At 59.3% G+C, this 25,921-nt stretch carries 18 protein-coding genes, 1 tRNA gene and 1 pseudogene; 10 read left to right on the top strand and 10 right to left on the bottom strand.

Annotated elements, in window-relative coordinates:
- Positions 1-2: 2 nt before the first annotated feature.
- The 5 genes from F0P97_RS09925 to F0P97_RS09905 all read right to left on the bottom strand — a co-directional run bounded on the left by F0P97_RS09925 (position 3) and on the right by F0P97_RS09905 (position 7,944).
- Positions 3-2,585 (bottom strand): DUF5682 family protein, encoded by a 2,583-nt coding sequence (locus tag F0P97_RS09925; RefSeq protein ID WP_182286569.1) that lies wholly within the window; start codon positions 2,583-2,585, stop codon positions 3-5.
- A gap of 172 nt (positions 2,586-2,757) precedes the next feature.
- Positions 2,758-3,840, bottom strand: coding sequence for an ATP-binding protein (locus tag F0P97_RS09920; RefSeq protein ID WP_003069729.1), 1,083 nt, complete (start codon positions 3,838-3,840; stop codon positions 2,758-2,760).
- 37 nt (positions 3,841-3,877) lie between these two features.
- The gene (locus F0P97_RS09915; RefSeq protein WP_182286568.1) at positions 3,878-5,632 is read right to left on the bottom strand and encodes a DUF5691 domain-containing protein; all 1,755 of its coding nucleotides are present in this window, start codon (positions 5,630-5,632) and stop codon (positions 3,878-3,880) included.
- Complete coding sequence (locus F0P97_RS09910) at positions 5,629-7,008, bottom strand: SWIM zinc finger family protein (RefSeq protein WP_182286567.1); 1,380 nt, start codon at positions 7,006-7,008, stop codon at positions 5,629-5,631. Before F0P97_RS09910 ends, F0P97_RS09915 begins: the two co-directional genes overlap by 4 nt.
- Before the next feature lie 561 nt (positions 7,009-7,569).
- Positions 7,570-7,944 (bottom strand): helix-turn-helix domain-containing protein, encoded by a 375-nt coding sequence (locus F0P97_RS09905; protein ID WP_182286566.1) that lies wholly within the window; start codon positions 7,942-7,944, stop codon positions 7,570-7,572.
- Between the two features lie 477 nt (positions 7,945-8,421).
- Here F0P97_RS09905 and F0P97_RS09900 point away from each other — a divergent pair, with 477 nt between their 5' ends.
- A complete protein-coding gene (locus tag F0P97_RS09900; protein ID WP_182286565.1) occupies positions 8,422-8,688 on the top strand; it encodes a hypothetical protein in 267 nt (88 codons plus the stop codon).
- 130 nt (positions 8,689-8,818) lie between these two features.
- On the opposite strand, the gene purL is transcribed toward F0P97_RS09900, so the two are convergent.
- Positions 8,819-12,829, bottom strand: coding sequence for a phosphoribosylformylglycinamidine synthase (purL, locus tag F0P97_RS09895; protein ID WP_182286564.1), 4,011 nt, complete (start codon positions 12,827-12,829; stop codon positions 8,819-8,821).
- 179 nt (positions 12,830-13,008) lie between these two features.
- On the opposite strand from purL, the gene map reads away from it, so the two are divergent.
- The 3 genes from map (at position 13,009) to F0P97_RS09880 (ending at position 16,989) form a co-directional block, all read left to right on the top strand.
- Complete coding sequence (gene map, locus F0P97_RS09890) at positions 13,009-13,821, top strand: type I methionyl aminopeptidase (RefSeq protein ID WP_003066441.1); 813 nt, start codon at positions 13,009-13,011, stop codon at positions 13,819-13,821.
- Between the two features lie 190 nt (positions 13,822-14,011).
- Positions 14,012-16,654 carry a [protein-PII] uridylyltransferase gene (locus tag F0P97_RS09885; protein ID WP_232538182.1) on the top strand — a complete coding sequence of 881 codons (2,643 nt, stop codon included), beginning with the start codon at positions 14,012-14,014 and terminating at the stop codon, positions 16,652-16,654.
- A gap of 74 nt (positions 16,655-16,728) precedes the next feature.
- On the top strand, positions 16,729-16,989 hold the full coding sequence (locus F0P97_RS09880) for a hypothetical protein (protein ID WP_182286562.1): 261 nt from the start codon (positions 16,729-16,731) through the stop codon (positions 16,987-16,989).
- 67 nt (positions 16,990-17,056) lie between these two features.
- Here the strand turns inward: F0P97_RS09880 and asd are convergent, their stop codons facing one another.
- Positions 17,057-17,920, bottom strand: coding sequence for an archaetidylserine decarboxylase (gene asd, locus F0P97_RS09875; protein WP_182286561.1), 864 nt, complete (start codon positions 17,918-17,920; stop codon positions 17,057-17,059).
- A gap of 411 nt (positions 17,921-18,331) precedes the next feature.
- On the opposite strand from asd, the gene infA reads away from it, so the two are divergent.
- Both infA and F0P97_RS09865 read left to right on the top strand, forming a co-directional pair.
- Positions 18,332-18,589, top strand: coding sequence for a translation initiation factor IF-1 (gene infA / locus F0P97_RS09870; RefSeq protein ID WP_003056533.1), 258 nt, complete (start codon positions 18,332-18,334; stop codon positions 18,587-18,589).
- Positions 18,590-18,660: 71 nt separating this feature from the next.
- Positions 18,661-18,737 (top strand) — tRNA-Pro (locus F0P97_RS09865).
- A 256-nt stretch (positions 18,738-18,993) separates the two neighbouring features.
- Here F0P97_RS09865 and F0P97_RS09860 read toward each other — a convergent pair.
- The 3 genes and pseudogenes from F0P97_RS09860 to F0P97_RS09850 form a co-directional block, all read right to left on the bottom strand.
- Positions 18,994-19,902, bottom strand: a pseudogene (locus F0P97_RS09860) (IS30 family transposase); the annotation flags it as partial.
- Complete coding sequence (locus tag F0P97_RS09855; RefSeq protein ID WP_182286560.1) at positions 19,890-20,642, bottom strand: response regulator; 753 nt, start codon at positions 20,640-20,642, stop codon at positions 19,890-19,892. The pseudogene F0P97_RS09860 and the gene F0P97_RS09855, both read right to left, overlap by 13 nt.
- The gene (locus tag F0P97_RS09850; RefSeq protein ID WP_182286559.1) at positions 20,639-21,247 is read right to left on the bottom strand and encodes a response regulator; all 609 of its coding nucleotides are present in this window, start codon (positions 21,245-21,247) and stop codon (positions 20,639-20,641) included. Before F0P97_RS09850 ends, F0P97_RS09855 begins: the two co-directional genes overlap by 4 nt.
- A gap of 111 nt (positions 21,248-21,358) precedes the next feature.
- Here F0P97_RS09850 and F0P97_RS09845 point away from each other — a divergent pair, with 111 nt between their 5' ends.
- Genes F0P97_RS09845 through F0P97_RS09830 form a run of 4 tightly spaced genes read left to right on the top strand, consistent with a single transcriptional unit; the run spans position 21,359 to position 25,890 of the window.
- A complete protein-coding gene (locus F0P97_RS09845; RefSeq protein WP_182286558.1) occupies positions 21,359-21,730 on the top strand; it encodes a response regulator transcription factor in 372 nt (123 codons plus the stop codon).
- Positions 21,730-22,491: an HD-GYP domain-containing protein gene (locus tag F0P97_RS09840; RefSeq protein ID WP_182286557.1), complete on the top strand. Its 762-nt coding sequence runs from the start codon at positions 21,730-21,732 to the stop codon at positions 22,489-22,491. Before F0P97_RS09845 ends, F0P97_RS09840 begins: the two co-directional genes overlap by 1 nt.
- Before the next feature lie 28 nt (positions 22,492-22,519).
- Positions 22,520-23,353, top strand: coding sequence for an ABC transporter substrate-binding protein (locus F0P97_RS09835; protein ID WP_182286556.1), 834 nt, complete (start codon positions 22,520-22,522; stop codon positions 23,351-23,353).
- An 11-nt stretch (positions 23,354-23,364) separates the two neighbouring features.
- The gene (locus tag F0P97_RS09830; protein ID WP_182286555.1) at positions 23,365-25,890 is read left to right on the top strand and encodes a PAS domain S-box protein; all 2,526 of its coding nucleotides are present in this window, start codon (positions 23,365-23,367) and stop codon (positions 25,888-25,890) included.
- Positions 25,891-25,921: the final 31 nt, after the last annotated feature.

Genomic DNA, 25,921 nt, shown 5'->3' with positions numbered 1-25,921 from the left:
CGTCACACCTTGGCCGCAGCCGCATCAAAATCGGTAGCTGTTTGGGATTGGCCCATCAGCGCCTGAGACAGATTCAAGCCCAGCAACTCATTGAGCACGGGCAAGGCCAGCAAGGCACGCGACTCATCCCAGGGCGCGGCATCGTCCGCAGCGCCCACCGCAGGACCGGGTGCCGCAGCGCCCCCCACAGGCGTTCGCTTGACCTTGTCGCCCAGACTTTGCCGCTCGTGATTGCTGAAGCTCGAGAAACTGCGTCGCACCAGCGGCAGAATCTGTGCAAACTGCACCTCGCCCAGACCGCTGAGCCAGGCATCGACGGCCCCCCAGATGGACTCGTCATGCAGCAGCACCAGCGCCTGCCGGTTCAGAAAACCGTCCAGCCAGGCCGCCACATCCATAGGTGCCGCACCCAGCGAAAGATTGCGGTTGAACTGGCGCACGATTTCAGCGCTTTCCAGCAACTGCTCGTCCAGCAGCAGACGGCAGGCCATGCCGCGCAGCAGCGCCGCTGCAGCATCCCCCATGGCCAGGCTGCGCAGTGCCAGGCGCCAGGCATCCACCGCCTGCTGCGCCTCGCCGTCGCTGGTGCGCAACCGCAGTGCCTCGTGCGCCGCCAGCACCTTGGTCTTCATGGCGGCCGCAGCATCCTCATCCATGGCCATGCAGGCGACAGGCAGGCCGATGGCGGCGCGCAGCACCAGCGAATCGATCACGCCGGCCAGCAGGGCCGTATCCGTCTGGCGCACACTGCCATAGCGATAGACATTGGCCAGCGGAGGCAAGGCCTGCAGAAGCTGGGCCACATCGCCCGTGGTGGCGGCACGCTGTGCCAGCGTGGCGATCAGGGCCTCGACCAGTTGCGGCAAATCGGCCAGCAACGCATCGTCGATGGCCTGCGCGATTTCGGGCAGCGAGGTCTCGGGCGTCAGGCTGGAGCGCAGCTTTGCCGTGGCCGCCTGGGCCACGGTCGCGCCGTGCACGCTGGCCTCGATGATGCGCACCGCCAGCTCGGGCTCCCACTGCAGTTGCCAGCTTTCGCGGAAAGTGCCCCGGTTGCGCTGGGCATCGGTGGCGCGCACGCCCCAGTCGATGCCGAGCAGACGCAGACGGTGCAGAAAATGGCTGCGTGCCAGATCGGTGTCCTTGCGCAAATCCAGCGCCAGCAACTTGCTTGCCGCTTCGGGCTTGAGGCGCAGCGACTTCTGCTGCTGCTCGATATCGCGCTGCAGCGGCACCTGGGGAACATCGGCAGGCACCTGGCCCAGCACATGACCGACGGTCAGTTCCTCGTCGATCAATCTGAGCGAAGCGTCCTCGCCCATGCAGATCACGGTGACTATGGCCTCGTTGATTTCCTCCAGGCCGGGCATGGGCTGGCCGCGCAGCGCCGCCAGACTCTCGGACAGCCGCGTGGCCTCGATGATGTGAGCGCTGGAGCAATCCAGATCCTTGTCGCGCAGCAGATGGGCCACGCGCGTCAGCCAGCCCGCCGTGCGCAGCGTGGCTGGAGAAATCTCGTTTTTGATAGCTGCTTGCGCTTTACCATCAATAGTTTGAGGCTGATCTGACTCCAAATCCGGGGGCGGCTGATAGCACTGCCACAAATGCTGGTACCAGCCTGGGGAAGTCACGCCCGCGCCGTAGCCGCTGCTGCTGGCCAGGTTGCGGTAAGTCCAGGGGGCCCAGGTCGCCATCACCTTGGCCTTGGGCAGGCCTTTGAGCAGGGCACTGTCGGCCTTGGCCGTCACGCTGGCCTTGAGCGCCGGCACATGCCAGGCACCGCAGACCACGGCAATGCGCTGGTGACCGGCCTTGATCGCCTCGCGAATGCACTGGCGCATATAGGCTTCGCGCAGTGCTTCGCGCTTCATGTATTCCTCGCCGCGCCAATGCTCGCCGTCCTTGGCCAGCTCTTCGCGCGCTGCCGTCATCACCTCGCCAATGCTTTCAAACAGTGCTTCGCTGTCACCTCGCTCCTCGACCAGACGGTTCCACCAACTCTCACCATCGTCAAAGCCTGCGGCATGGGCCAGCCAGTCCAGCGGATCGCGGTGCAGATGTTGAGGGGCCGGTGCCGGAAGGTCCAACTGCAACTCATGCTCGTCACCGTCCTGCATATCGGCCAGCGTCGCGGCCTTCGCATCCTCTGGCGCTTCTGCGGCATCCTGCTCCGAGTCCGGGACAGCCGCCGACAGCACAGTCTCCTCGGCTTCCTGAGCCGCCTTCTTCAGCGCTTCGCGTCGCGCAAACTCGATGGCCATGCCATGGGTCTGGGGCAGGTCGATAAAGCGGGTGGCAACACCCTGGCGACTGGCCCACTGCAATGCCTGCCATTCGGGTGAGAACTCGGCAAACGGATAGAACGCGGCTTGGCTGGGCTCGTCCTGCATATAGACCAGCATGGCCACCGGCGGGCGCAGCTCGGCACTTTGCAGCATGGGCAGCAGCACCTCCCCCTCGGGCGGGCCTTCCACCAGCAGGCAATCGGGTTGCAAGGCCTCAAGCGCCTGCAACAGGCTGCGCGCGCAGCCTGGCCCGTGATGGCGTATGCCAAAGAAATGAACAGAATCAGCGGAAGTGGCCATGGGCTGGGTCAATCAGAAATTCTTGAGGAGCGACTGCATTTCAATGCGGTTGGCACAGCCCAGCGAATCAAAGATTCGCGCTTGAGACGAGGCGTCTTTGTCGAAGACAGTAGCAGCGCTACGGCGAGACAAAGCAACGAAGTATCAAGGGCTGTGGCAGCCGCTCGCCGAATTACAGTTGCTCGCGGCAGGCGCGGTACAGATCCTTCCAGTCGCTACGCTCCTTGACCACGGTTTCCAGATATTCCTTCCATACCACCGTGTCCTGCACCGGGTCCTTGATCACGGCTCCCAGCAGGCCCGAGGCCACATCGGCCGCGCGCAGCACGCCATCGCCGAAATGGCCAGCCAGCGCCATGCCGCTGTTGATGACCGAGATGGCCTCTGCCGTGGACAGCGTGGAGCTGGGCGACTTCACGCGCACGGTCTTGCCGTCCTCGGTCTGGCCGTGGCGCAGCTCGCGGAAAATCTGCACCACACGGCGCACCTCCTGCAGTGCAGGCGGCTCGGTGGGCAACTGCAGCGCCCGCCCCTGCTCGGCCACGCGTTTGGTGACGATCTGCACCTCCTCGTCCTGCGAGGCCGGCACAGGCAGCACAACAGTGTTGAAGCGGCGCTTCAGGGCGCTGGACAGCTCGTTGACGCCCTTGTCGCGATTGTTCGCCGTGGCAATGACCGAAAAGCCCTGCACGGCCTGGAACTCCATGGACAGCTCCGGCACAGGCAGCGTCTTTTCGGACAGCACGGTGATCAGCGTGTCCTGCACATCGGCGGGAATACGTGTGAGCTCCTCGATGCGCGCAATCTTGCCCAACTTCATGGCATTGACCAGCGGGCTGGGAATCAGTGCTTTCTCGGACGGACCGTGGGCCAGCAACTGGGCATAGTTCCAGCCATAGCGCAGCTGCTCCTCGCTGGTGCCGGCCGTGCCCTGGATCAGCATGGTCGAATCGCCGCTCACGGCCGCAGACAGATGCTCGGACACCCAGGATTTGGCCGTGCCGGGCACGCCATACAGCAGCAAGGCACGATCGGTGGCCAGTGTGGACACGGCAATCTCCATCAGGCGCGGATTGCCGATGTATTTGGGGCTGAGCTCAAACCCGTTGCTGAGCTTCCCACCCATCAGATACTGGAGCACGGCCCAGGGCGAGAGCTTCCAGTTGGGCGGGCGCGGACGGTCGTCCACCTTCTGCAGGGCATCGAGTTCTTCGGCAAATTGCGCCTCGGCGTGCTGACGTAGTACTTGGCTCATGGTGACTTTCGGGTTGAATGCAGAAAAATTCGAAGGCTTAGGCGCTCAGTGCAGCATGCAGGGCCAGGCGCAGATCGACAATACGGTTGAGTTGCTCGAGCACGCGCTCGTCATCCCAGGGGCGCAGACGGGCGCGCTCCAGCCGCGCCTGTTGTTCGGGCGTCAGGGTGCTTTCCGCAGCCACTGCGGCGACCTCTTCGGTCGCATCGGCCACCTTGGATACCAGCTTTTTCCAGAGCCCGGCCAGCCCTGACGGAGCAGCTGCCTCGGGTGGCTGCGGCACGGCAAGTTCCTCAGCCTGTGGAGGCTGACGCCAGAGTCGCACAAAGCGCGGCAGAACGGCCGGATGCAGTCGGCGCGCGCAGGCCAGCACGGCCTGATCGGCCTGCCAGCTATGCCAGCTGCCTGTGGCCTGTTTGCCGCCCAGCGCCTTGTCCAGAGCGTCCATCAGTTGCTCAGACATGGATTGAGAAAACACGCCAACCACGGGCATGCTGCTCTCGATGGTGTTGATGCGGTCCACCAGGCTGCCCTTGGCCTGCTGCAACTGCGTCTGCCACAGCGCTTCGCGCTCCTGCTGGCTCAGCCGGTCCAGCAGGGCCGACAGCAACGCCTGGGCTCGTGAATCGCGCTCCATGGTCTGCAGCAGCGCAATCCAGCGCACATCGGGCTGATCGCGCAGGGCCGCCAGCCAGCCCTGGCGCAAAGCGGTCTTCCAGTCGCTGCGGCGGCTCCAGTCCCAGAGCCGCTCGGGCGTCATCTCCAGGGTCTGCAGCCAGAAATCGAGGGGCGCAAGCTCCACCATCTGCTGCAGCCACCAGGCTTTCACGCCCTTGATATAGGCTGGCGGTTGCAGCGCAATGCCGTCGCGTTCCCAGTCCTTGCTGCCCTCCTCGGGCGGCTCGACCTGCCATTCCCCCTTGGCATTGCGACTCAGCATGGACTGCAGCCAGCCCGTGATGCGCAGGCTGTGCGCGCTTTGCGGCAGACGCGAGAGCAGACGGGCCGCGTTCTCGCGCACCTCCTTGCTGCGATCGGTCAGCAGCTTTTCCAGCAGCGGCTCGTCCGCCATGGACAGTCCCACGCCCAGGGCCAGCACCATGGGCGCACGTTCCTTGGCATTGAGCTCCTTCAAGCTGGCTTCCAGTCTGGCGCGCGCCCGGTCTGCATCGGTCTCACGTTCGCTGTGCAGCAGCGCCACGCGCTGCTCGATGGAGCCCTCCTGCCAGATCAGCTCGGCATTGGCCGTTTCCTGCACGCCGCTGGCATAGCTCCATTGCGGGTTGAGCCCGGCCAGCCAGCGTCCTCGCTCGCCAAGCACCGGCGTCAGCCAGGTACGCAATTCCACAGAACGGCGGCCTTCGTTCAAAGCCTCGACCAGAAGCGCATAGGGCAAGCGCTGTCCAGCCTGATCGAGGGCATGAAACATGGGAGCCAGCATGCTCTCGGGCCCATGCTGCAACACATCACGCATCAGGCCATGCAAGCGCTCATCCTCGGGCGCACAACGAGACTCGTCGGCAGGCAATGCCGGGGAGCTCAAAGGTGCGCCGAGCCGAACCTGCGCACCGGGTTGCCAGCCCGCCCGCTCCAGGACGGCTGCGACGGCGCTGGCCCTCAGCAGCTGCGCAGCCGTTGATGCAGCCGGCTGCAGCCAGGCGGCTTGCATGGCTTGCAAACCGGGGCTGGCTGCGGTATCGACCTGTGCGGTCAGCACCGCAGGTACGGCCAGCCTGTCCGCGCCGACCAGACTTGACTGCTGCAGCGCAGCCCATAAATTGGCGCTGCTCATCGCATCTCTCCTTGGTTCTGCCAGATGGGGGACAAGGCCTGGCTGTGAGCATCGTGCTGCCAGGCGCTGAGCAAGCGCCAGCGCCCCAGTTGCGGCCCGGACTCCCACTCGCCAAACAGGGCAAGAGGCGTGCCGCCGCTCAGCGCCAGCAGCCGCCAGGCTTCATCATCGGCAATTACGGCTGGCACCGGCGCCGCCTGGCTCTGCCCTGTGGGCCAGCCCACCAGCCATTGCCCCTCGGCATACAGCAGTTGGGCATTCGCACACCACAGCGGCTGCACCGGCTGCAGCGCATTGGCGGCAATGCGCTCGCCCAGTTGTTGCAAAGGTTCGCCCAGAGCCTTGAGCGCCAGGGCAGCGGCATCGCAGCTGTCGAGTGCTTCAACCCCATTGACGGCAACCGCCCGCAAGCTCGCCCTGCCAGGGTAGAAGCTCAAGGCTGTGCGGTAGGCGCCGCCGCTCACCCAGGCCGTCTCGAACCCGCGCCCGCCCTGGGCATAGTCCAGCATCAGGGCCACGCGGCCGGTATTGAGGCCCTGCAACCAGACGCGGCGCTCCAGCAGTCGACCCTCGCGCTCGATCAGGCGCTGGCCCAGCACCCGCCAATCGTCGCTGATGGTCTCGCCACGGGCCTGCACTTCGGCCTTGTCCATGGGCCAGCCCAGGGCAGCCATCACGTCGGCCTTCACCTCTGGGCTCAGCGAGTCACGCCGCTGCACCGCGTCCACCAGCAGTTGCCAATGGCCAAGCTGCACCAGCAGGTCACGCGGCCAGGTCGGGTGGCTGTCCACCAGCTCCCAGGCTTCCCTGATTCGTGCGGCCATGCCCGTGGCCTGGGCATCCACCATGCGTGCCGCCATGGTGTTCCAGTGCTGGCGCGCCTGACTGTCGCCGGCCTGATTGGCCAGACCGGTGCGCACCATGTCCTGCATCCATAGCGACAGTTCATGCATGCCGCCAGCAACCTTGTCCCAGCGTTTGTCCTCGCGCTTGGCCTGCTGTCTGGCCAGAGCCTCCTGATCGGCAACCGGCGCAGCGGCAATGGCCGCCGCCTTGGCCTCTTTCTGTTCGGCTTTTTGCTGACGACCACCCAACCAGTTGCTGACCCACTCCGGGGGCTCGCCGCCCTCCGGCACCTGGCCGCCTGCGCGCAGCAGCATCAGCGCCAGCCCATGCTTGCAGGGGAACTTGCGGCTGGGGCAGGAGCACTTGAAGGCCGGACCGCTCAGATCGACCTGAGTCTGATACGGCTTGCTGCCGCTGCCCTGGCACTCCCCCCATACCGCAGCATCATTGCTGCCTGTGTTCGGCCATTTGCTCATGGACTGCAGTCCCTTGGCCGCCTTGGATGACGCAGCATCCGGCGACAGTGCCAAAACTTCCGCTTCCGTTGCTAATACACGCGACACCAATGTCTCCCGTCCCGAATCGACGCCATATCTTGATAGTTCGAGGCGCTAACGCACCAAGGGCGAGTGCGAGACTACCCTCGAAAAACCTCGTCCGCACTTTGCTGAAACAGTGCTTTCAGCGCGGCAAAAACCGTGTTTTGACAGACCGCGCAAACCGTTGCGCGCAATGCGTCAGCCTATCATCGCCACGGCACTGTGCCGATGAAAACGTACAAAAAATCAGAACATAAAGAAGCCGGCTGACATGCATCACCCGGCTTCTTCACTCATTTGCAGCGCCGCGCTTTCAAGCAATTGCCGGAGTCATCACTACCGCCGCAGATGCAAGTGCCGACTCCGCTGCCGCCACACCTTAGCATCCGTGCTACTTTTGCTTACCAATAGCTTGACCCGGCGTAGGTGCTCATGCCGTTCAAGCTGCTCGCAACAGCAGCTGGCTACCCATGCGGCTGTCGAATGGATACTGAGGATCTGGCTTCTCTGGGTCAAACCGGCCAGGACGCCTGCGAAGCCACACACCCTATGTCAAGGCCTTGGCAGCCGGTTGCGGGTCGGTGATTCGGCCACTGACGACACTTCATCTGACAGGCCCGTTGCCAACAAAATAGAAGACTGCAAGAGATGCTGTTTGGCAGCCGAGGAACAGCGTCGAAAGTGATCCAGCAAAAGCTGTTCGCTGGCATCCTCCGCTGGCAAATCTGACTGACGCTGGCCGGTCAGCACAAACAGCACATCAACGCCTGCTGCGGCAACTGCAGCAAGGTACTCGCTATCCGGCTTTCGTTCGTCTTTCTCATAGAGCAGTTGCGCCTGCTTGCGCACGCCGCCAAGTTGGCCAAACCCTTCCTGATTCAAACCAAGGCGTTCTCGTTCCTCACGCAAACGCGAACCAATACCCATATGCGTAACTTAATATTGACAAATATACGCATTTGCGTACCATTGTCATACCCAAGCCATGCTGGCGCCGCCTAACGACGCTGCACCAGCGGCAAACAGCAGCAGCCCTTTGCACAGAGCTACTGCACCTATTCACACCAATCGATGGATTTTGACATGAAGCAGCTACATCTCTGCGCCCGGACGCACGCCTGACTTGAGAGTCAAGGCATTCGCCCGCCTTACATGCATGAAGCAGCCCAAAATCAGCGTTGCCCGCTCGATAGCTGTCGCCATGCCGGCCTCAGCAACAGTCACGCTGGGAATATCTGTTGCAGAGCCAGGCATTCGCGGCCTTTGACTGGCTCCCGCATGTTGCGGGCTTGATGCTGTCAAAGCATCAGCGACTGCGGCGAGGAAGTCGGTGCAGCTGAAGCATGCGCTATTCAACACCTACGCCAGGGACTGCCAAGCATGCCCTGGCTGGAGCCTTGAGTCATGAGCCAAGACATTTTCGATCAGCATCCGGATGGCGAGGCAGTTGCGGCAGCGGCTTCATTGGTACCGGCAACCGTGCCGCAAGCCCAGATGGCCTGCCACAAAGCGCAGTTGATCGGCTATGCATTGAGTCACCACGTGCCGGACATGCGACGAGGCTTCGAGATCCTCACCCGCCACGGCAGCTGGCATGTGGACGCAAAACCAGCCACAAAGATGGCCGAGCTGATGCGCCAGCATCTGATGCAGCAGCTCGAAACGATCTAGGCACAGGCCTTCAACAGAACGCGTAAAGCGACTCACCCTTGCCTGCAACCGATCTCCATAAGGCCATGAGACATGAAAAAAGGCTCTGCACAATGCAGAGCCTTTTGATTGCACTAGCAGTGCCAGGGGATCAACCCAGCCACTTGCGTGCGTTGCGCCAGACGCGCATCCAGGGGCTGAATTCGGACTTGTCGCCCGAAGTCCAGCTCATCTGCACATTGCGGAACACGCGCTCGGGGTGAGGCATCATCGCGGTGAAGCGGCCATCAGCCGTGGCCACTGCGGTCAGCCCGCCAGCCGAGCCGTTGGGGTTGAACGGATACTGCTCGGTAGGCTGGCCGTGATTGTCCACATAGCGCATGGACTTGACCACCTGCTCGGCATTGCCACGGAACTGGAAGTTGGCAAAGCCCTCGCCATGCGCCACGGCGATGGGCAGACGGGAGCCGGCCATGCCTTGCAGGAACAGGCTGGGCGACTCCAGCACTTCCACCATGCTCAGACGCGCCTCGAAGCGGTTACTCTGGTTTTGCGTGAAGCGCGGCCAATCCTGTGCACCAGGGATGATGTCGGCCAGTTCGGCGAACATCTGGCAGCCGTTGCAAACGCCCAGGCCGAAGGTGTCGGTACGACCGAAGAAGGCCTGGAACTGCTCGGACAGACGGTCGTTGAAAGTGATGGAACGCGCCCAGCCAATGCCCGCACCCAGGGTATCGCCGTAGCTGAAGCCACCGCAGGCCACCACGCCGGCGAAGTCCTTGAGCTGCGCACGGCCGGACTGCAGGTCGCTCATGTGCACGTCCACTGCATCAAAGCCGGCTTCGGTGAAGGCGTAGGCCATTTCCACATGGGAGTTCACACCCTGCTCGCGCAGCACCGCCACGCGAGGCTTGGCAGCCACGTTGATGAAGGGCGCTGCCACATTCTCCTGAGGGTCGAACGTCAGATGCACATGCATGCCGGGGTCGCTGGGTTCGCCCGCCGCAGCATGCTCGCTGTCGGCGCACACGGGGTTGTCGCGTTGCTGGGTGATCTTCCAGCTCACGGCATCCCAGACCTGGTGCAGATCGGACAGGGTTGCGCCGAACACCTTGTTCGCATCACGCCACACCTGCAGCTCGCCCTTGCCGGCGTCCACAGGAGACGAAGCAGGACGGGTCTTGCCGATGACATGGCTGCACTGGATAAGGCCATGTTCACGCAGCACCTGCAACACTTCGGCACGGTCTTGCGTCCTGATCTGCAGCACGGCGCCCAACTCTTCGTTGAACAGCGCGCGCAGGGTCAGGTCTTCGCGACGGCCGGAGACCTGCTTGCCCCAGTTCTTGCCTTCGCCGCTGTCCATGCGGCTGTCGGAGATGCCATCGCCTTCGGTGATCAGCATGTCCACATTCAAGGCCACGCCCACATGGCCGGCAAAGGCCATTTCGGCGGCCGTGGCCAGCAGGCCGCCGTCACCCCTGTCGTGGTAGGCCAGGATCAGTCCCTTGGCGCGCAGTGCGTTCACTGCATCCACCATGGCGATCAGATCCTTGGGTTCGTCCAGATCCGGCACTTCGTTGCCCGACTGATTGAGCACCTGACCGATGATGGAGCCGCCCATGCGCATCTTGCCGCGGCCCAGGTCGATCAGCACCAGGGTGCTGTCTTCCACCCCGGCATTGAGCTGGGGCGTGAGCGTGGTGCGCACATCGTCGATGGCGGCAAAGCCGGTGATGATCAGGCTCACGGGCGAGGTCACCTTCTTGGTCTGGCCGTTCTCGCTCCACTGGGTACGCATGGACAGGGAGTCCTTGCCCACGGGAATCGAGATGTTCAACGCAGGGCACAGCTCCATGCCCACGGCCTTGACGGTGGCGTACAGTGCAGCGTCTTCACCGACTTCGCCGCAGGCGGCCATCCAGTTGGCCGACATCTTCACCTTGGACAGCTCGATGGGCGCGGCCAGCATATTGGTGATGGCTTCGGCCACGGCCATGCGGCCCGAGGCGGGCGCATTGATGGCGGCCAGCGGTGTGCGCTCGCCCATGGCCATGGCTTCACCCTTGAAGCCCTTGTAGTCGGCCAGGGTCACGGCCACGTCGGCCACAGGCACCTGCCAGGGACCGACCATCTGGTCGCGATGGGTCAGGCCACCGACGGCGCGGTCGCCGATGGTGATCAGAAAGCGCTTGGAAGCCACAGTAGGGTGGGCCAGCACTTCGATCACGGCCTTTTCCAGCGGCACGCCGGTCAGGTCCATGGCGGGCAGCTCGCGCTCCACGCTGGTCACATCCTTGTGCACCTTGGGCGGCTTGCCCAGCAGCACGTTCATGGGCATGTCCACGGGGAACTTCTGGTCGCCGGACTCGACCGCCGTGTCCTCCAGCACCAGTTGGCGCTCTTCGGTGGCCGTGCCGATGACGGCAAACGGGCAGCGCTCGCGCTCGCAGAAGGCCGTGAATTGCTCCAGCGATTCGGGAGCGATGGCCAGCACGTAACGCTCCTGCGATTCGTTGGACCAGATTTCCTTGGGCGACAGGCCTGACTCTTCGAGCTTGACGGCTCGCAGGTCAAAACGTGCACCGCGCCCGGCATCGTTGGTCAGCTCGGGGAAGGCATTGGAGATACCGCCGGCACCCACGTCGTGGATGGCCAGGATGGGGTTGCCTGCGCCCTGCTGCCAGCAATGGTTGATGACTTCCTGTGCACGGCGCTCGATCTCGGGGTTGCCGCGCTGCACCGAGTCAAAGTCCAGTTCTGCCGCATTGGTGCCCGAAGCCATGGAACTTGCCGCACCGCCGCCCATGCCGATGCGCATGCCGGGGCCGCCCAGCTGGATCAGCAGCGTGCCAGCAGGGAACTCGATCTTCTTGGTCAGCTCGGAATCAATCACGCCCAGGCCGCCGGCGATCATGATGGGCTTGTGGTAGCCGCGGGTGATGTCGCCGACCTGCAGCTCGTACTCGCGGAAATAGCCGGTCAGATTGGGACGACCGAACTCGTTGTTGAACGCCGCGCCACCCAGAGGGCCTTCGATCATGATCTGCAGCGGGCTGGCAATGTGCTCGGGCTTGCCGACTTCGCTGCCCCAGAGCTTGGAGACGGTGAAGCCGGTAAGGCCGGCCTTGGGCTTGGAGCCACGGCCGGTTGCGCCTTCGTCACGGATTTCGCCGCCGTTGCCGGTCGATGCACCGGGGAAGGGCGAAATCGCCGTGGGGTGGTTATGTGTTTCCACCTTCATCAGCACATGGTTGGTAGCCGCCTGCTTCTGATAGCTGGGCGCGCTGACTGCGTCTGCCTTGGCATCGAACTTGGCGACAAATCGCTCGACCTCATGGCCTTCCATGATGGAAGCGTTGTCTGCATAGGCCACCACGGTGTGCTGGGGCGAGCAGGCTTCGGTGTTGCGGATCATGCCGAACAGCGACTTGTCCTGCTCCACGCCGTCGATGGTGAACTTGGCGTTGAAGATCTTGTGGCGGCAATGCTCGGAGTTCGCCTGCGCGAACATCATCAGTTCCACGTCCGTGGGATTGCGCTTGAGATCGTTGAAAGCGTTGACCAGGTACTCGATCTCGTCTTCGGCCAGGGCAAGGCCCCATTGCTTGTTCGCGGTTTCCAGCGCTGCGCGGCCACCGCCCAGCACATCCACAAACTCCATGGGCTGTGCAGCCAGGGTGGTGAACAGCTGCTCGGCCTCCGCGCGTGTCGCAAACACGGACTCGGTCATGCGGTCGTGCAGCAAAGCGGCGACCTGGGCGGTCTGCTCTGTCGACAGCTCGGGCTTGCCGCCCAGCAGGCCGGACTTCATGTCCACGCGATACTCGGTCATGCGCTCCACGCGGAACACATTCAGGCCGCAGTTGCGGGCGATATCGGTCGCCTTGGAAGCCCAGGGAGAGATGGTGCCCAGGCGGGGGGTGACGATGAAAGCCAGGCCTTCTGCGCTGCCCTTATAGGGGTCACCATAAGTCAAGAGCGCCGACAGGCGCTCTTGCAATGCGGGCGCAACTGCTCCCTCGGTGGCAACCAGGTGCACAAAGCGTGCAGATACGCCGGTGATCTTGGGGTGGATGGCGACCAGGTCGGTCAGAAGCTGTTGGGCGCGGAACGAGCTCAGGGCGTTTCCACCCTCAAACTGTGTCAGATGCAATGTCACGTGGCGGCCTGTTTATGTGAAGGCTGTTGAAAAGCGTCCTGGCCAATCCTCTGCCTGAGAGGACCGGGCCAAAGCGCTGAATTCGGTGAGCCTCGGATTTTACCGTGCCTCGGGGTTAGTCCGAATGCTCACACCCACAAGCCCTGCATGTTCAAGCGCGCAATGGGATAATTGCGGCCATGAGCATCACACTGAAGACCCCCGAAGACATCGAGCGCATGCGCGTTGCAGGCCGCTTTGCTTCGGATGTGCTGGACTACATCACCCCCCACATCAAACCCGGCATCACCACCCAGCAGATCGATGATCTCTGTGCCAAACGCATGGCCGAGCAAGGCACCAAGACGGCCTGCCTGGGCTATCAGCCTCCGGGCATGACGCCCTATCCGGCCTATGTCTGCACCTCGGTCAACCATGTGGTGTGCCACGGCATCCCCAACGACAAGCCTTTGAAGAAGGGCGATATCGTCAATGTCGACGTGACCATCATCACCGAAGACGGCTGGTTCGGCGACAACAGCCGCATGTTCATCATCGGCGAAGGCACGATTGCTGCCAAGCGGCTATCCAAGCTGACCTTCGAGGCCATGTGGAAGGGCATCGCCCAGGTCAAGCCCGGTGCCACGCTGGGCGATATCGGCCACGCCATCCAGACCTATGCGGAGAGCAACAACCTGTCCGTGGTGCGCGAATACTGCGGCCACGGTATCGGCAAGGTGTTCCACGACGAGCCCCAGGTGCTGCACTACGGCCGCCCCGGCGAAGGCGTGGTGCTGGAAGAAGGCATGGTCTTCACCATCGAGCCCATGCTGAATCTGGGCAAGCGCGACATCAAGGCCATGCCCGACGGCTGGACCGTGGTCACCAAGGATCGCAGCCTGACAGCCCAGTGGGAGCTGATGCTGGCCGTCACCAAGACTGGCTATGACGTGCTGACCTGGTCCGATGGCTCGCCCACTCCGCCCGACTTCATCACGGCCATCCGTACCTGAGCGCGCTGCTGCCGCTGATCTGCATGCCGCATCCGGCCAAAGCTGGATGCGGCATATTTTTTGCTTGTAGACCTTGTGCTGCAAGCGCCATGCGCTCATCTTTTTGCCATCACAGGCCTCAAGCCCAAGTCAGTTGGGTTAAGGTGACGCTCAAGCACTTGCCCTGTTGAAACGCTTTTTTCTACTGCGCATGACCTCCTCTGCCCACTCCTACGCCCACTCTGCCGACGTCTCCGACCTCTCCTCGCTACAGAGCCTGCGCGAGCAATACCGCGAGGCCAAGGCCCGGCAGATGGAGTTGCTGCGCAACCCCACGCTGGGCAGACGCAGCGTGCGCGGAGTGCTGCACCATTTCAGTGAACTGGCCGATGGTCTGCTGCGCACCCTCTGGCAACGCGCGCAGATGCCGCAAGGCGCTGCCCTGCTGGCCGTGGGTGGCTATGGGCGCGCCCAGCTCTTTCCCTACTCGGACATCGATGTGCTGGTGCTGCTGCCCCAAAGCAGTGCACAGCCAGCTGTGGAATTTGCGAGCAACATCGAACAGTTCATCAGCAGTTGCTGGGATGCAGGCCTTGAAATCGGCTCCAGCGTGCGCAGCATCGCCGAATGCCTGCAGGAAGCTGCACAGGACCTGACGGTGCAGACCGCCATGCTGGAGTCACGCCGCATAACCGGCAGCAAGGCCTTGTTTGCCGACTTCGAGCAGCAGTTCCGCGCGCAGCTCGATCCCAAGGCCTTTGTCGAAGGCAAGCTGCTGGAGATGCGCCAGCGCCACGCAAAATACGACTTCACGCCCTACTCGCTCGAGCCCAACTGCAAGGAATCGCCCGGCGGGCTGCGCGATCTGCACACCATGCTCTGGCTGGCCAGGGCCGCAGGCTTCGGCAACAGCTGGCATGAGCTGGCCGAGCAAGGCCTGATCACCCATTTCGAGGTCCAGCAGCTCGAATCCAACGAGTCCCTGCTCAGCCTGATCCGTGCACGCCTGCATGCCGCTGCCGGCCGCCATGAGGACCGGCTTGTCTTTGACCTGCAGACCGCCGTGGCCGAAGCCTTTGGCTACCGCTCCACCACGCCGGAGGGCCGCAAGCTGGCCATGCGCGCTGGCGAGACCCTGATGCGCCACTATTACTGGGCCGCCAAGGCGGTGACCCAGCTGTGCCAGATCGTGCGCATGAGCATCGAGGAACGCCTGAACCCCGGCTCGCACGAGCTGATTCAGCTCAATGATCGATTCTGCGAGAAGGCCGGCACCATCGAGGTAGTCAGCGACGATCTGTACGAGCGCGATCCGCATGCCATTCTCGAAACCTTTCTCATGTATGAGCAGCATGAAGGATTGACGGGTCTGTCGACGCGCACCCTGCGTGCGCTGTATGCCAGCCGCGATGTGATGGACAGTGCTTTCCGTCGCGATCCGGTCAATCGCGCCACCTTCATGAAAATCCTGCAGCAGCCGCGCGGCATCACCCATGCCATCCGGCTGATGAATCAGACCTCGGTACTGGGCCGGTATCTCTGGCCCTTCCGCCGCATCGTGGGGCAGATGCAGCATGATCTGTTCCACGTCTACACCGTGGACCAGCATATCCTGATGGTGCTGCGCAATGTGCGGCGCTTCTTCATGGCCGAGCATGCGCATGAGTATCCGTTCTGCTCCCAGCTCGCAGCAGGCTGGGACAAGCCCTGGATCCTCTATCTGGCGGCCCTCTTCCACGATATCGGCAAGGGCCGTGGCGGCGATCACTCCGTGATCGGCGCCGTCGAGGTCAAACGTTTTTGCCGCGCCCACCAGATCGACAAGGCCGATGCGGAGCTGGCCGAGTTTCTGGTGCGCGAGCACCTGACCATGAGCCAGGTGGCCCAGAAGCAGGACTTGTCCGACCCCGATGTGATTCGCGCCTTTGCCGAACGCGTCGGCAACGAGCGCAAGCTCACCGCCTTGTACCTGCTGACGGTGGCCGACATTCGCGGCACCAGCCCCAAGGTCTGGAGTGCCTGGAAAGGCAAGCTGCTGGAAGACACCTACCGACTGACCCTGCGCGTGCTGGGTGGTCGCGCCCCGGATGCCGCCGCCGAAATCGAAGCCCGCAAACGCGAGGCGCTGGTGCAATTGGCTCTGTCCGCCCAGCCTTTCGAGTCCCACAAGAAACTCTGGGAGACACTGGATGTGAGCTACTTCATGCGCCATGAAGCGGCCGACATCGCCTGGCATACCCGCCATCTCTCACGCCATGTAGGCCAGGGCAAACCCGTGGTGCGCGCCCGGCGGTCGCTGGCCGGCGAAGGCCTGCAAGTGCTGGTCTATGCACCCGACCAGCCCGATCTGTTTGCTCGCATCTGCAGCTACTTCGACCGGGCCGGATTTTCCATCCTCGATGCGCGCGTGCACACGGCCAACAACGATTACGCGCTGGACACCTTCCAGGTCGTCGCACCCACCATGCAGGAGCAGTACCGCGAACTCATGCACATGGTGGAAAGCGATCTGACGCAGACACTGCTGCGGGGCGGCCCGCTGCCCACACCCTCGCAAAGACGGCTGTCGCGCCGCGTCAAAAGCTTTCCATTCGCTCCGCGCGTCATCCTGCGCCCCGATGAAAAAGCCCAGCACTGGCTGCTGTCCATCTCCGCGTCAGACCGCGCCGGCCTGCTCTACATCATTGCCCGCATCCTGGCCCAGCACCATATCAGCGTGCATCTGGCAAAGATCAGCACCCTGGGCGAGCGCGTGGAAGACACCTTCCTCATCGAAGGCCCGGAGCTGCAGGACAACAACAGCCAGTTGCGCATGGAGACCGAGCTGCTCAAGGCCCTGGCCCAGCCCGGTTGAATCAGGCCCGGCAATTCGGGCTTTAGTTTGATGATTCGCTGCCGATAAGCAGTCACCACTACTACGGAAAGCCCATGCAGCTCGCCTCCAATGAAGTTGCGGCATCGCCGCCCACCACACGCAGTGGCCTGTTTCATATGCCGTTGTTTCGCCCCGGCACCGAGGTCACTCAGAATGGCCGACGCGAAATCGTCAGCCATGTCATCTTGCGCAGACGCGAACTGATGGTCTACCTCCGAGGTCAAGACGACCCGGTAAAACCCGACCGCCTGAGTCTTGCACCCACGGTGTTCACCACCGAACGCCGGCCTGAACCACTGACCTGGTTTCTTTGATCCCTCAAAACAAGAAAGCCGCCGAGCTCATGGCATCAGCGGCTTTTTCTATGGAATCCTCCGGCTATCAGCCCAGTTTGATCTGTGCATTGCCCATGACCTGACCCAGCTGCACCGGCGCGGCTGGCTGCCACTGCGGATTGAACTGCAGGCCTGCCGCTTGTGGAAACAGCATGACCACTGTGGAGCCGAGCTGGAAGCGACCCATCTCTTCGCCTCTAGCCAGCATCACCGCTTCGGCACCATCGTAATTCCAGGTCTTGATATGGCCTGGGCGCGGCGGGTTGACCAGGCCGTGCCACACCGTTGCCATGCTGCCCACGATCGTCGCCCCCACCAGCACTAGCACGAATGGCCCATGATCGCTATCGAACACGCAGACCACGCGCTCGTTGCGCGCGAACAAGCCGGGTACGCCACGTGCAGTAGCCGGGTTCACCGAGAATAGATCCCCTGGCACATAGATCATGCTGCGCAGCTTGCCGGCACAAGGCATATGAATGCGGTGATAGTCGCGCGGGCTCAGATAGATCGTGGCAAAGCTGCCGTTATCGAACTGACGGGCCAGAGCCGCATCGCCCCCCACCAGGGCGGTCGCACTGTATTGATGCCCCTTGGCCTGAAATATCTGCTCGCCTTCGATTCTGCCGAACTGGCTGATCGCACCATCTACAGGGCAAATCCAGTCCGCCTGCGCCAGAGGGCGAACACCGTCCTTGAGCGCACGCGTGAAAAAGGCATTGAAGGTCTTGTAGGCGGCAGGATCGGGATTGGCGGCCTCGGCCATGTTCACCCGGTAGCGCTGGATAAAGCGGCGAATGACCGCCGTCGTCAATCCGCCGGCCTCGGCTTGCGCCAGTTTTCCCATCAGCGCGGTCAGCGCCTGCTTGGGCAAGAAATATTGGGAAAGTACGGCAAGTCGATCAGACACAATGGATTTTTGCTATCAAAGTTATAGAGCTGTCGAACAGGATTCTAGCCAAGACCACGACAGCGGCGGCTATCTTTGAGGGCTACAGGCGTTTTACCCCATCCAGGCCACCGCCCAGGCACGATATCTCAATGATGCAAGCGTCATGACAAAGAGCCATGCACCCGTCTCATCGCTGCGACGCTTTACCCCTTTATGAGGGCATAAGCGAAGGCGAGACGCTACAATTCCAATGTTTAGCTGAATGCTGTTTCACAGCATGGCTTGATTGGATATCGGCCTTTTGTTCGGTCTGCGCAAACAGCGCAGCGCCCTTGCCACATTGAGGCCTGAGCACTTGTACTGCTCAGGCCTTTTCCGTGGTGATGACGAGCAAGCGCCGCAACTGACCTTTTCTGAGAGATTGAACAAATGGCCAAGGAAGAACTGATTGAAATGCAAGGCTCCGTGACGGAAGTCCTGCCTGACTCGCGTTTTCGCGTCACGCTGGACAACGGTCACCAACTGATTGCCTATACCGGCGGCAAGATGCGCAAGCACCACATCCGCATTCTGGCCGGCGACAAAGTGTCTTTGGAAATGTCGCCCTACGACCTTACCAAGGGCCGTATCACCTTCCGCCACCTGGCCAACCGTGGCCCGGCCCCCACGACACCTCGTTCAAAATAAATAGCGCCTCATCATCAAAAATTCGCCACTTTCAAAAGATGCGCAATTTTTTGTAGTTATAATAAAGGCTTCGGAGCGTAGCGCAGCCTGGTAGCGCATCTGCTTTGGGAGCAGAGGGTCGCGAGTTCGAATCCCGCCGCTCCGACCAAATGATTCAAGGACTTAGCTTCGAAAGGGGCTAAGTCCTTTAGTCTTTCTGGGACCAAGGGGTAAACAAGAAATTGGCTAACCCAGTCTTCGCACCCCAATGTACGTGCCCATCATCAAGCTCACCTCCATGTGTGCGAAGGGTTGTTTCAGGCTGTGAGTGGTCCGCCGCCGAACGAAAGACTTGCTGGGGCAGCGCCACAAACCTGAGGCGCCCATTTGCGGTCGTTCGCGTCAGCCAGCAATCGACTGTGGATTCAACCGATCGATGCAACACATTCGTTAAACATCTCGGCCGGGGTTCTGTACCCCAAGGTTTTCCTGGGCCGCTCGTTTAATTTTCTCGCAATCGCATCCAATTCATCTTGCGAGTAGCCAGAGATGTCGATTCCCTTGGGCAGATACTGTCTGAGTAGCCCATTAGTGTTCTCGTTCGCTCCGCGCCGCCATGGGTTTTGTGGATCGCAGAAGTAGACCTGGATGTCGGTGGCCACAGTGAATCGTTTGTGCCCCGCCATCTCCGATCCTCGATCCCAGGTCAAGGAACGATAGAGCTCTTGCGGCAAGGTCTGCGCATGCCTGGCCAGCGCTGCCGCCACTGTGTACAAGTCCTTGTCCACTAGCTTGACCAACATTACGTAGCGGGTGTGGCGCTCTACCAGCGTTGCCACCTGGCTGTAGGCATCGCCAAACAACAGATCGCCCTCCCAATGGCCCGGCACTGCTCGATCCTCTATGCAGGCTGGGCGCTCGCTAATGGGCACTGCATCGACGATCCGGCCATGGATGGGGGTCTTCTGGGTGTAATGGCGTGAGCGGCGCATTCCTCTGGTGCGCCGCAAATGCTCCAGAAGCTCTTTCTTCAAGGCTCCGCGTGTTTGAACGAAGAGCGTGCGATAGATGGCTTCGTGAGACACCTGCATATCCTTTGCGCCCGGGTAAGTTCGTTTGAGCCACCCTGCTATTTGCTCGGGCGACCATTGACTCTGCAATTTACCCGCCACGATCTACGCCAACGCAGGATTGCAGGCCAACTTGCACGTCTTTGGGCGGTGCGCTCGCTGCCAGGCTACCTCATCTGCCTTTGTAGCTCGGTAGCAGGTTTTGCCGCCATTGCGTAGGAGTTCTCGGCTGATGGTGGATGCTGCTCGCTTCAAGCGCCTGGCTTTTCCCATGCAGCAAGACTTTGCATCTCCATTCGGATCAGGTGCCAATGTGCTTGAACTTTTTCCCAGTCTGTGGCTTTGCAGGCTTCCTCAAGATTCCTCGCGGTATTCGAGGCCGTCTCAAGTCCGAGTAGACGAAATACACTTTTAAGGTTGTGTGCTAAGCGGTGCAATCCCGCACTGTCACTTGAGGAGAGATGCTGAGCGCCAAGGGTGAGATCTGTCGACATCTGAACCGCGCAAGCGGCCTTGTACTCGATAAACAACTCTCGATCGCCGCAAAAATAGGTATTGATTGCGTACTCCTCCACATGCATGTCGCCGACATTAGAAGTCCTTGCCGCATGCATAACTGAGGGTGCGACATTTGCATTGAGCGCAGTCTCGATGCAAGTCACCAATTCCTTGACAGACACTGGCTTGCGCAGCACTCGGCGGACACTTAGCTGTTCAAGGTACTCAGTGATTGAATAGTCCAGCCCGGCACTGAAGACAACTACTGGGCAGGCGGAGAACGAAGTTTTGCGCAGCCACTCGATGAGTTGCAAACCTGATGCACCAGGCAACATCATGTCGGTAATCAGCAAAGCACACGAGCTGAGCGGAATGAGCTGCTGAGCTTCTTCCGCAGTTGTGCATGTCACCAGATCCAGTGAAAGCTCTTCGAGCGCTATCTCAACGAAGCGTCTAATCAAAGGGTCATCTTCGACCAGCACGACCACTGGAGGTGGGGTCTTCATGAGACTAGCAGCTCATTCAAGGCCTTTGGAAAGTCTTGCACCAAACGAGGCTTGTGCAGTATGGGCACTCCGTCCAAGGCAAATTCGTACGATTGACGCTCTACTTCATCCATTGATGTGATGACCAGCAGTTTGCATTGGGCAAACTGCGCATGCGTTTTCAGTGCTGTGATCAACGCCGCTCCATTAATGTCTGGCAGCAGGATATCGACCAGCATCACGTCAGGCTGTACCTGTCCAAACAAAGCCATGCCAGTAATGCCATCGTGCGCAATATGTAGCTCGACATCTGGGAAGTGGCGCTGAATCAGCAATTGCACGAGGTTCTGGAAGTGAACCGAATCCTCGATGAGCAGGATGCGCTGCTTGGGCTCGGAGCGCAGTTCAGGAGCGGGCGCTTGATCGCCTGAGCGAGGTTGTCGGCCTTGCCAAGCGTCGACAGAGACTTGGGTGATGCGACGGTGGCCACCCGGTGTCTTCCATGCTTCGAGCTCCCCCCGATCAACCATCAACTGAACTGACCGTACTGCCATTCCTAACTTTTTCGCAACTTCAGCGGTGGTGAAGTGCGGAATTTGATCTATCGGTTCGCATATTTCTGACATGCAAGCGATTTTGCATCAATTTGCATTGATAACTTTGATTACAAATTGATAAAATTGATACGTTTGATACAAAATGTTGAAAAGTTCAAGACCAACCTGGAGGCTTCTTTCATGAAAAAAATTCTGATCGTTGAAGATCATGCAGACATCCGTAAGCTGATCCGTATGACGCTCGAGTTCAGAGACTTTGAAGTGCAAGAGGTCGCAACTGGCGATGAGGCGTGGGAGGTCACTCAGCGCATCAAACCCGATGTCGTCCTTCTGGACGTCATGATGCCGGGCACGCTCAGTGGCCTACAGGTCTGTCAATTGATCAAGGACAGTGATGACTTGCGCGATACCCAAGTGATCATGTTGACAGCGCGAGGTAGTGCAGACGATCGAGAAGCAGGTCTCAAGGTGGGTGCAGACGAGTATTTGGTAAAACCCTTCAGTACCTTGAAATTGCTCGAAGTCATCGAAAGTCTGGAGAGGGCCATTTGATGTCAGACCTAGGTGATGCGTTGCATAGCGAGTCACGAAGCTTCGATCCTGCCGCCTTAGCGCAAATGGAGCAGTTCATCAGAGACTTCGGACACATGTATCAAGAGCGCAACCAGCTTCTCAAAGAAGTCACGCGTGCTCATCACGAGACTTTGCTGCGCTTGGCAATGGCGGCCGAATTTAAAGATGATGATACAGGTGCGCACATTATCCGCATTGGCTATATCGCTGAAGCATTAGCTTTACGCTTGGGTTGCCGCCCACAGTTTGCCAGTCTGCTCCGTAAAGCTGCGCCCATGCATGATATTGGCAAGATTGGTATCCCAGACAGCATCCTAAAGAAGAACGGTCCATTGACGTCAGAGGAACGTATCAGAATGAATAAGCATGCTGAAATAGGAGCAAAGTTGCTTGGGCAATCGAGAATCCCAGTCTTCCAAATGGCCGCGGAAATAGCCGCTTACCATCATGAACGCTTTGATGGAAAAGGATACCCAAAAGGATTAATCGGTGAGAATATTCCACTCTCAGCACGTATTACTTCTATTGTCGATATATACGATGCATTAACGATGGACAGAGTCTATCGATCGGCATTTCCCCTTGAAGTTGCGCTCGATATGATAAAGGCTGAAGATGGTAAAGCTCTTGATCCAGTGATCGTCGACACCTTTATGAAAAATATAAATGAGTTGGATGAATTGAGATGTTCGCTAACCCGAAATTCTCCAACTTTTGAAGACCTCATTGACACACCTTGAATGAAATAGTGTTTTACTGGGAAAAGCAATGTGCTTCAAAAAGATGTTTCAAATAAATTATAGAAGATTTGCTGCCAAGCTTGGGATGGTTTCATTTATTATTTTTAGCTCATTCGATGCTTTTTCTGGAACTGTTTTAGATCATGTAAAGTCAACTGGAACACTTAGAGTTTGCATATGGCCTGAGTACTACGGAGTTACCTTTCGCGATAATCGCTCTGGTCGGCTTCAAGGAGTTGATATTGAACTATCCTCCGAGCTTGCGAAAGACTTGGGAGTACGCCTGGAATACATTGACTCCTCATTTTCAAAGCTAATTCCTGATTTGCTAGGGGCGCGATGCGATGTCGCGATGTTTGCCGTAGGGATACTGCCTCAACGACAACAACAATTGAGCTTTACCTCCCCTTATTTGAGGTCTGACATCTACGGCATCAGTACCAAAAGCAACCCGGCCGTCCAAACTTGGGCAGACATAGACAAGCCAGGTGTGCAGGTCGCTGTGCAGCGTGGCACCTTCATGGAACCAGTGATGAAGCAATCGCTCAAGCATGCGCAAGTTGTGCCTATCGAACCCCCTCAAACTCGGGAAAAAGAGCTAATGGCTGGCCGTGTGGATGTCTTCATGACCGACTATCCTTACAGCCGCCGATTATTGGATAGTGCTGACTGGGCCCAATTGATTGCTCCAACCACGCCTTTCCATATCCTTCCCTATGGCTATGCCGTCAGTCCCAAGGACCATCAATGGTTAGCACGCCTTAATCAGTTTGTGTCAGAGATTAAGCGCGACGGACGTCTAGCGCGGGCTGCAAGAAACAATGGTTTGAGCGCCATAGTGGTTCCCGACGCCACTCGATAAAGTACGAGAAGATGCCACACCGAGCTGCAACCCGTGAGTTTTTAGGCGTTCGTCACAGTGCTCATATCAAAGGCTTGATTTTTGTATTTGCACTGTGTGTGCTTGGGGCTCTTGCCATTTACATCTGGGGACAGTTGCATGCACAAGCTGAACAGAGTAAGTCGCAAGCGATGCTGCTAGCTCGAGTCCTTGAGGAGCAAACGGCACGGACATTCGAGACAAGTGAATTGGCATTGTCTAGCCTTGCTCTAAGCCCTGCAATTGTGGCCCACGATGCCTCAACTCAGGAGAGACAGACGTCTCTAGCTCAGGTGGTTTCACAAATTCCGTTTATTCGCGCGATGGCTTTGCTAGATCAGCGAGGCAAAGTCCTCGCAAGTACACAGCCGGGTGACAGAAGCACGATAGTTCCCATTGAGGCGCTGTTTACTGAGAAGCTCCACGAGCCTAAACCTGGAGAAGCTAGGCTGGGAAAGCTGATTCAAGGAAGAAACTTGTCGGCGCTGAGTACCAGCAAGGAGCCGTCGCCGCGAGGTATTAGTTTTCTCCCGCACGTACTGAGTTTCCTTCAAGAAGACGGTAGCACGGCCTATCTGGTTGCGCTTATCAATCCAGATGCAGTGGCAAATTTCTACCAAGCAACTCTTGAGTCCCTGAGCTATGAAGCTTTGCTGATGACATACGAAGGCCAACCTCTGGCCAGCACAAATATGGGGTCAGCAGTCCAGCAGGCACAAGCCTTGCAGACTCCGATTTTCAAGCAGATGCTACTCAATAAGGAGCGGGGCTCATACATCGGCAAAGGCATGCTTGGTGAGCAGGAAATAGTCTCTTTTCGCACGGTTCGTCATTGGCCGCTTGTGCTGCTGGTTGAGGAGCCGTATTCCGCAGTTGTTCAACGTTGGAAAGATGACGCGTTCATCTTTTTTGTTGCGGGGCTCGCATCGCTTTTTCTTGTGATCGGGTTGGGCTATTCGGTGCACAAGACTCGCAAGCTTCAAAGCGCAGCTCACAAAGAGATGGATCGAGCTCAGGCAAAGCTTGCTCGCAGTGAGCAAGAGTTGGCCGTGCTCATGCGTAGCGTTCAAGAATTGATTTTTCGCACGGACAAGGACGGGAGACTGACTTTTGTGAATGCACGTTGGGAGATGCTTACCGGCCAGTCCAGCAAGCAAGCTCTTGGACTGCGGCTAGAGAAAATTGTTGAACCTCAATTTAGACCCCAGGTTAAGGTTCTGCTCGATGCAAGGAGCCAGCAGAGTTTGCGCACATGCCAAGCGCAATTTGCATTGCCAAACGAAAAGGAAATTCTCTGCGACATCGCCGTAGTTCCTCTTACCAGACAGGGCGAAATTATTGGCTTCGCAGGAAGTGCAGTGGATGTGACGGCACGCTGGAAAGCACAGCAGGAATTGCAAACACAGCTTGCTTTTCAACATTTGCTTTTTGAGTCCACTCCTCTACCACTGCTAGTCACCGATGAGGCTCATCGCATAACGATTGCCAACAAAGCCTGGGAGGAGTTTTCTGGCTTGAACTCGCTGCAAGTGATGGGCAGTAATTTGCAGGACATCTGTGCCAGCGAAGATGCAACGAAGCAACTTCGAGCCAATGATCGTGTTCTCGCGTCGGGCCAGCGCACAGTGCTTGACACCAAAGTCATTCATGCTGATGGTACCTATCGGGACATGCAAATTACAAAGACAGCGATTAAGGACGTGCGGGATCGTCCGACAGGTGTGCTGAGTATCTTCGTGGATGTCACGGAATTCAGGATTGCCGAGCTAGCGACGCGGGAGGCCCGGGATGCTGCGGAGGAGGCTTTTAGAGTGAAGTCTGAGTTCGTTGCGAACATGAGCCATGAACTGCGTACTCCGCTTCAATCGATTATTGGCTTCTCCGAGCTGGGACAGCTTAGGTCACGTGCAACCCCTAAGCTAGGTGAGATGTTTTATGACATTCATGCAGCGGGACAGCGAATGTTAGCGTTGGTCAACGACCTTTTGGATGTAGCAAAACTTGAAAGTCCAGTGGGGTCAATCCATACGGAAAAAATTGATCTCAGAGGTTTGATTAGGCCGGTTGCACGCGAGCTTGAGCCACTGCTCCATCAGAAGCAAATTGATCTACGGCTTAGGCTGGAGGATGCTCCTTTAATTGCCAAAGCAGACCCAGTCCGGTTTCAGCAAGTCATACGCAATATGCTGGCGAATGCCATCAAGTTCTCTCCGCCCCATGGACGTATTGATGTTGAAGGGCACTTCGATGGTCAAGGAAACATCTGTGTTGACTTTCTAGACCAGGGACCAGGCGTGCCAACGCAAGAGCTAGACAAGATTTTTCAGCCATTTGTCCAGTCCAGCAAGACGAAAGATGGCTCGGGTGGAACGGGCTTGGGACTGGCAATCTGCCGAAAGATTATCGACGCGATGGATGGCACCATTACAGCAGCCAACAGGCCAGATGGCGGTGCAGTTTTTCGCATTACGCTGCCGACTCGCTCAGCTCAAGAGACGCAGCCAGGAGAGCTGCTGTAGTCTGTATATGTCGAATGGTGCTAATAACTGA

Source organism: Comamonas testosteroni, assembly GCF_014076415.1.
Lineage (GTDB): Bacteria > Pseudomonadota > Gammaproteobacteria > Burkholderiales > Burkholderiaceae_C > Comamonas > Comamonas testosteroni_F.
The sequence above is the reverse complement of the archived record's forward strand: the minus strand, read 5'-3'. Positions and strand labels throughout refer to the sequence as shown.

Bases quoted from the DNA above. Each gene is read 5' to 3' on its own strand.
- F0P97_RS09835 (WP_182286556.1), top strand. From the start codon at position 22,520: ATGTGCTTCAAAAAGATGTTTCAAATAAATTATAGAAGATTTGCTGCC.
- F0P97_RS09915 (WP_182286568.1), bottom strand. From the start codon at position 5,632: ATGAGCAGCGCCAATTTATGGGCTGCGCTGCAGCAGTCAAGTCTGGTC.
- F0P97_RS09830 (WP_182286555.1), top strand. From the start codon at position 23,365: ATGCCACACCGAGCTGCAACCCGTGAGTTTTTAGGCGTTCGTCACAGT.
- F0P97_RS09900 (WP_182286565.1), top strand. From the start codon at position 8,422: ATGAGCCAAGACATTTTCGATCAGCATCCGGATGGCGAGGCAGTTGCG.
- infA (WP_003056533.1), top strand. From the start codon at position 18,332: ATGGCCAAGGAAGAACTGATTGAAATGCAAGGCTCCGTGACGGAAGTC.
- F0P97_RS09880 (WP_182286562.1), top strand. From the start codon at position 16,729: ATGCAGCTCGCCTCCAATGAAGTTGCGGCATCGCCGCCCACCACACGC.
- F0P97_RS09840 (WP_182286557.1), top strand. From the start codon at position 21,730: ATGTCAGACCTAGGTGATGCGTTGCATAGCGAGTCACGAAGCTTCGAT.
- F0P97_RS09920 (WP_003069729.1), bottom strand. From the start codon at position 3,840: ATGAGCCAAGTACTACGTCAGCACGCCGAGGCGCAATTTGCCGAAGAA.
- map (WP_003066441.1), top strand. From the start codon at position 13,009: ATGAGCATCACACTGAAGACCCCCGAAGACATCGAGCGCATGCGCGTT.
- F0P97_RS09850 (WP_182286559.1), bottom strand. From the start codon at position 21,247: ATGTCAGAAATATGCGAACCGATAGATCAAATTCCGCACTTCACCACC.
- F0P97_RS09885 (WP_232538182.1), top strand. From the start codon at position 14,012: ATGACCTCCTCTGCCCACTCCTACGCCCACTCTGCCGACGTCTCCGAC.
- F0P97_RS09905 (WP_182286566.1), bottom strand. From the start codon at position 7,944: ATGGGTATTGGTTCGCGTTTGCGTGAGGAACGAGAACGCCTTGGTTTG.
- F0P97_RS09855 (WP_182286560.1), bottom strand. From the start codon at position 20,642: ATGAAGACCCCACCTCCAGTGGTCGTGCTGGTCGAAGATGACCCTTTG.
- F0P97_RS09925 (WP_182286569.1), bottom strand. From the start codon at position 2,585: ATGGCCACTTCCGCTGATTCTGTTCATTTCTTTGGCATACGCCATCAC.
- F0P97_RS09845 (WP_182286558.1), top strand. From the start codon at position 21,359: ATGAAAAAAATTCTGATCGTTGAAGATCATGCAGACATCCGTAAGCTG.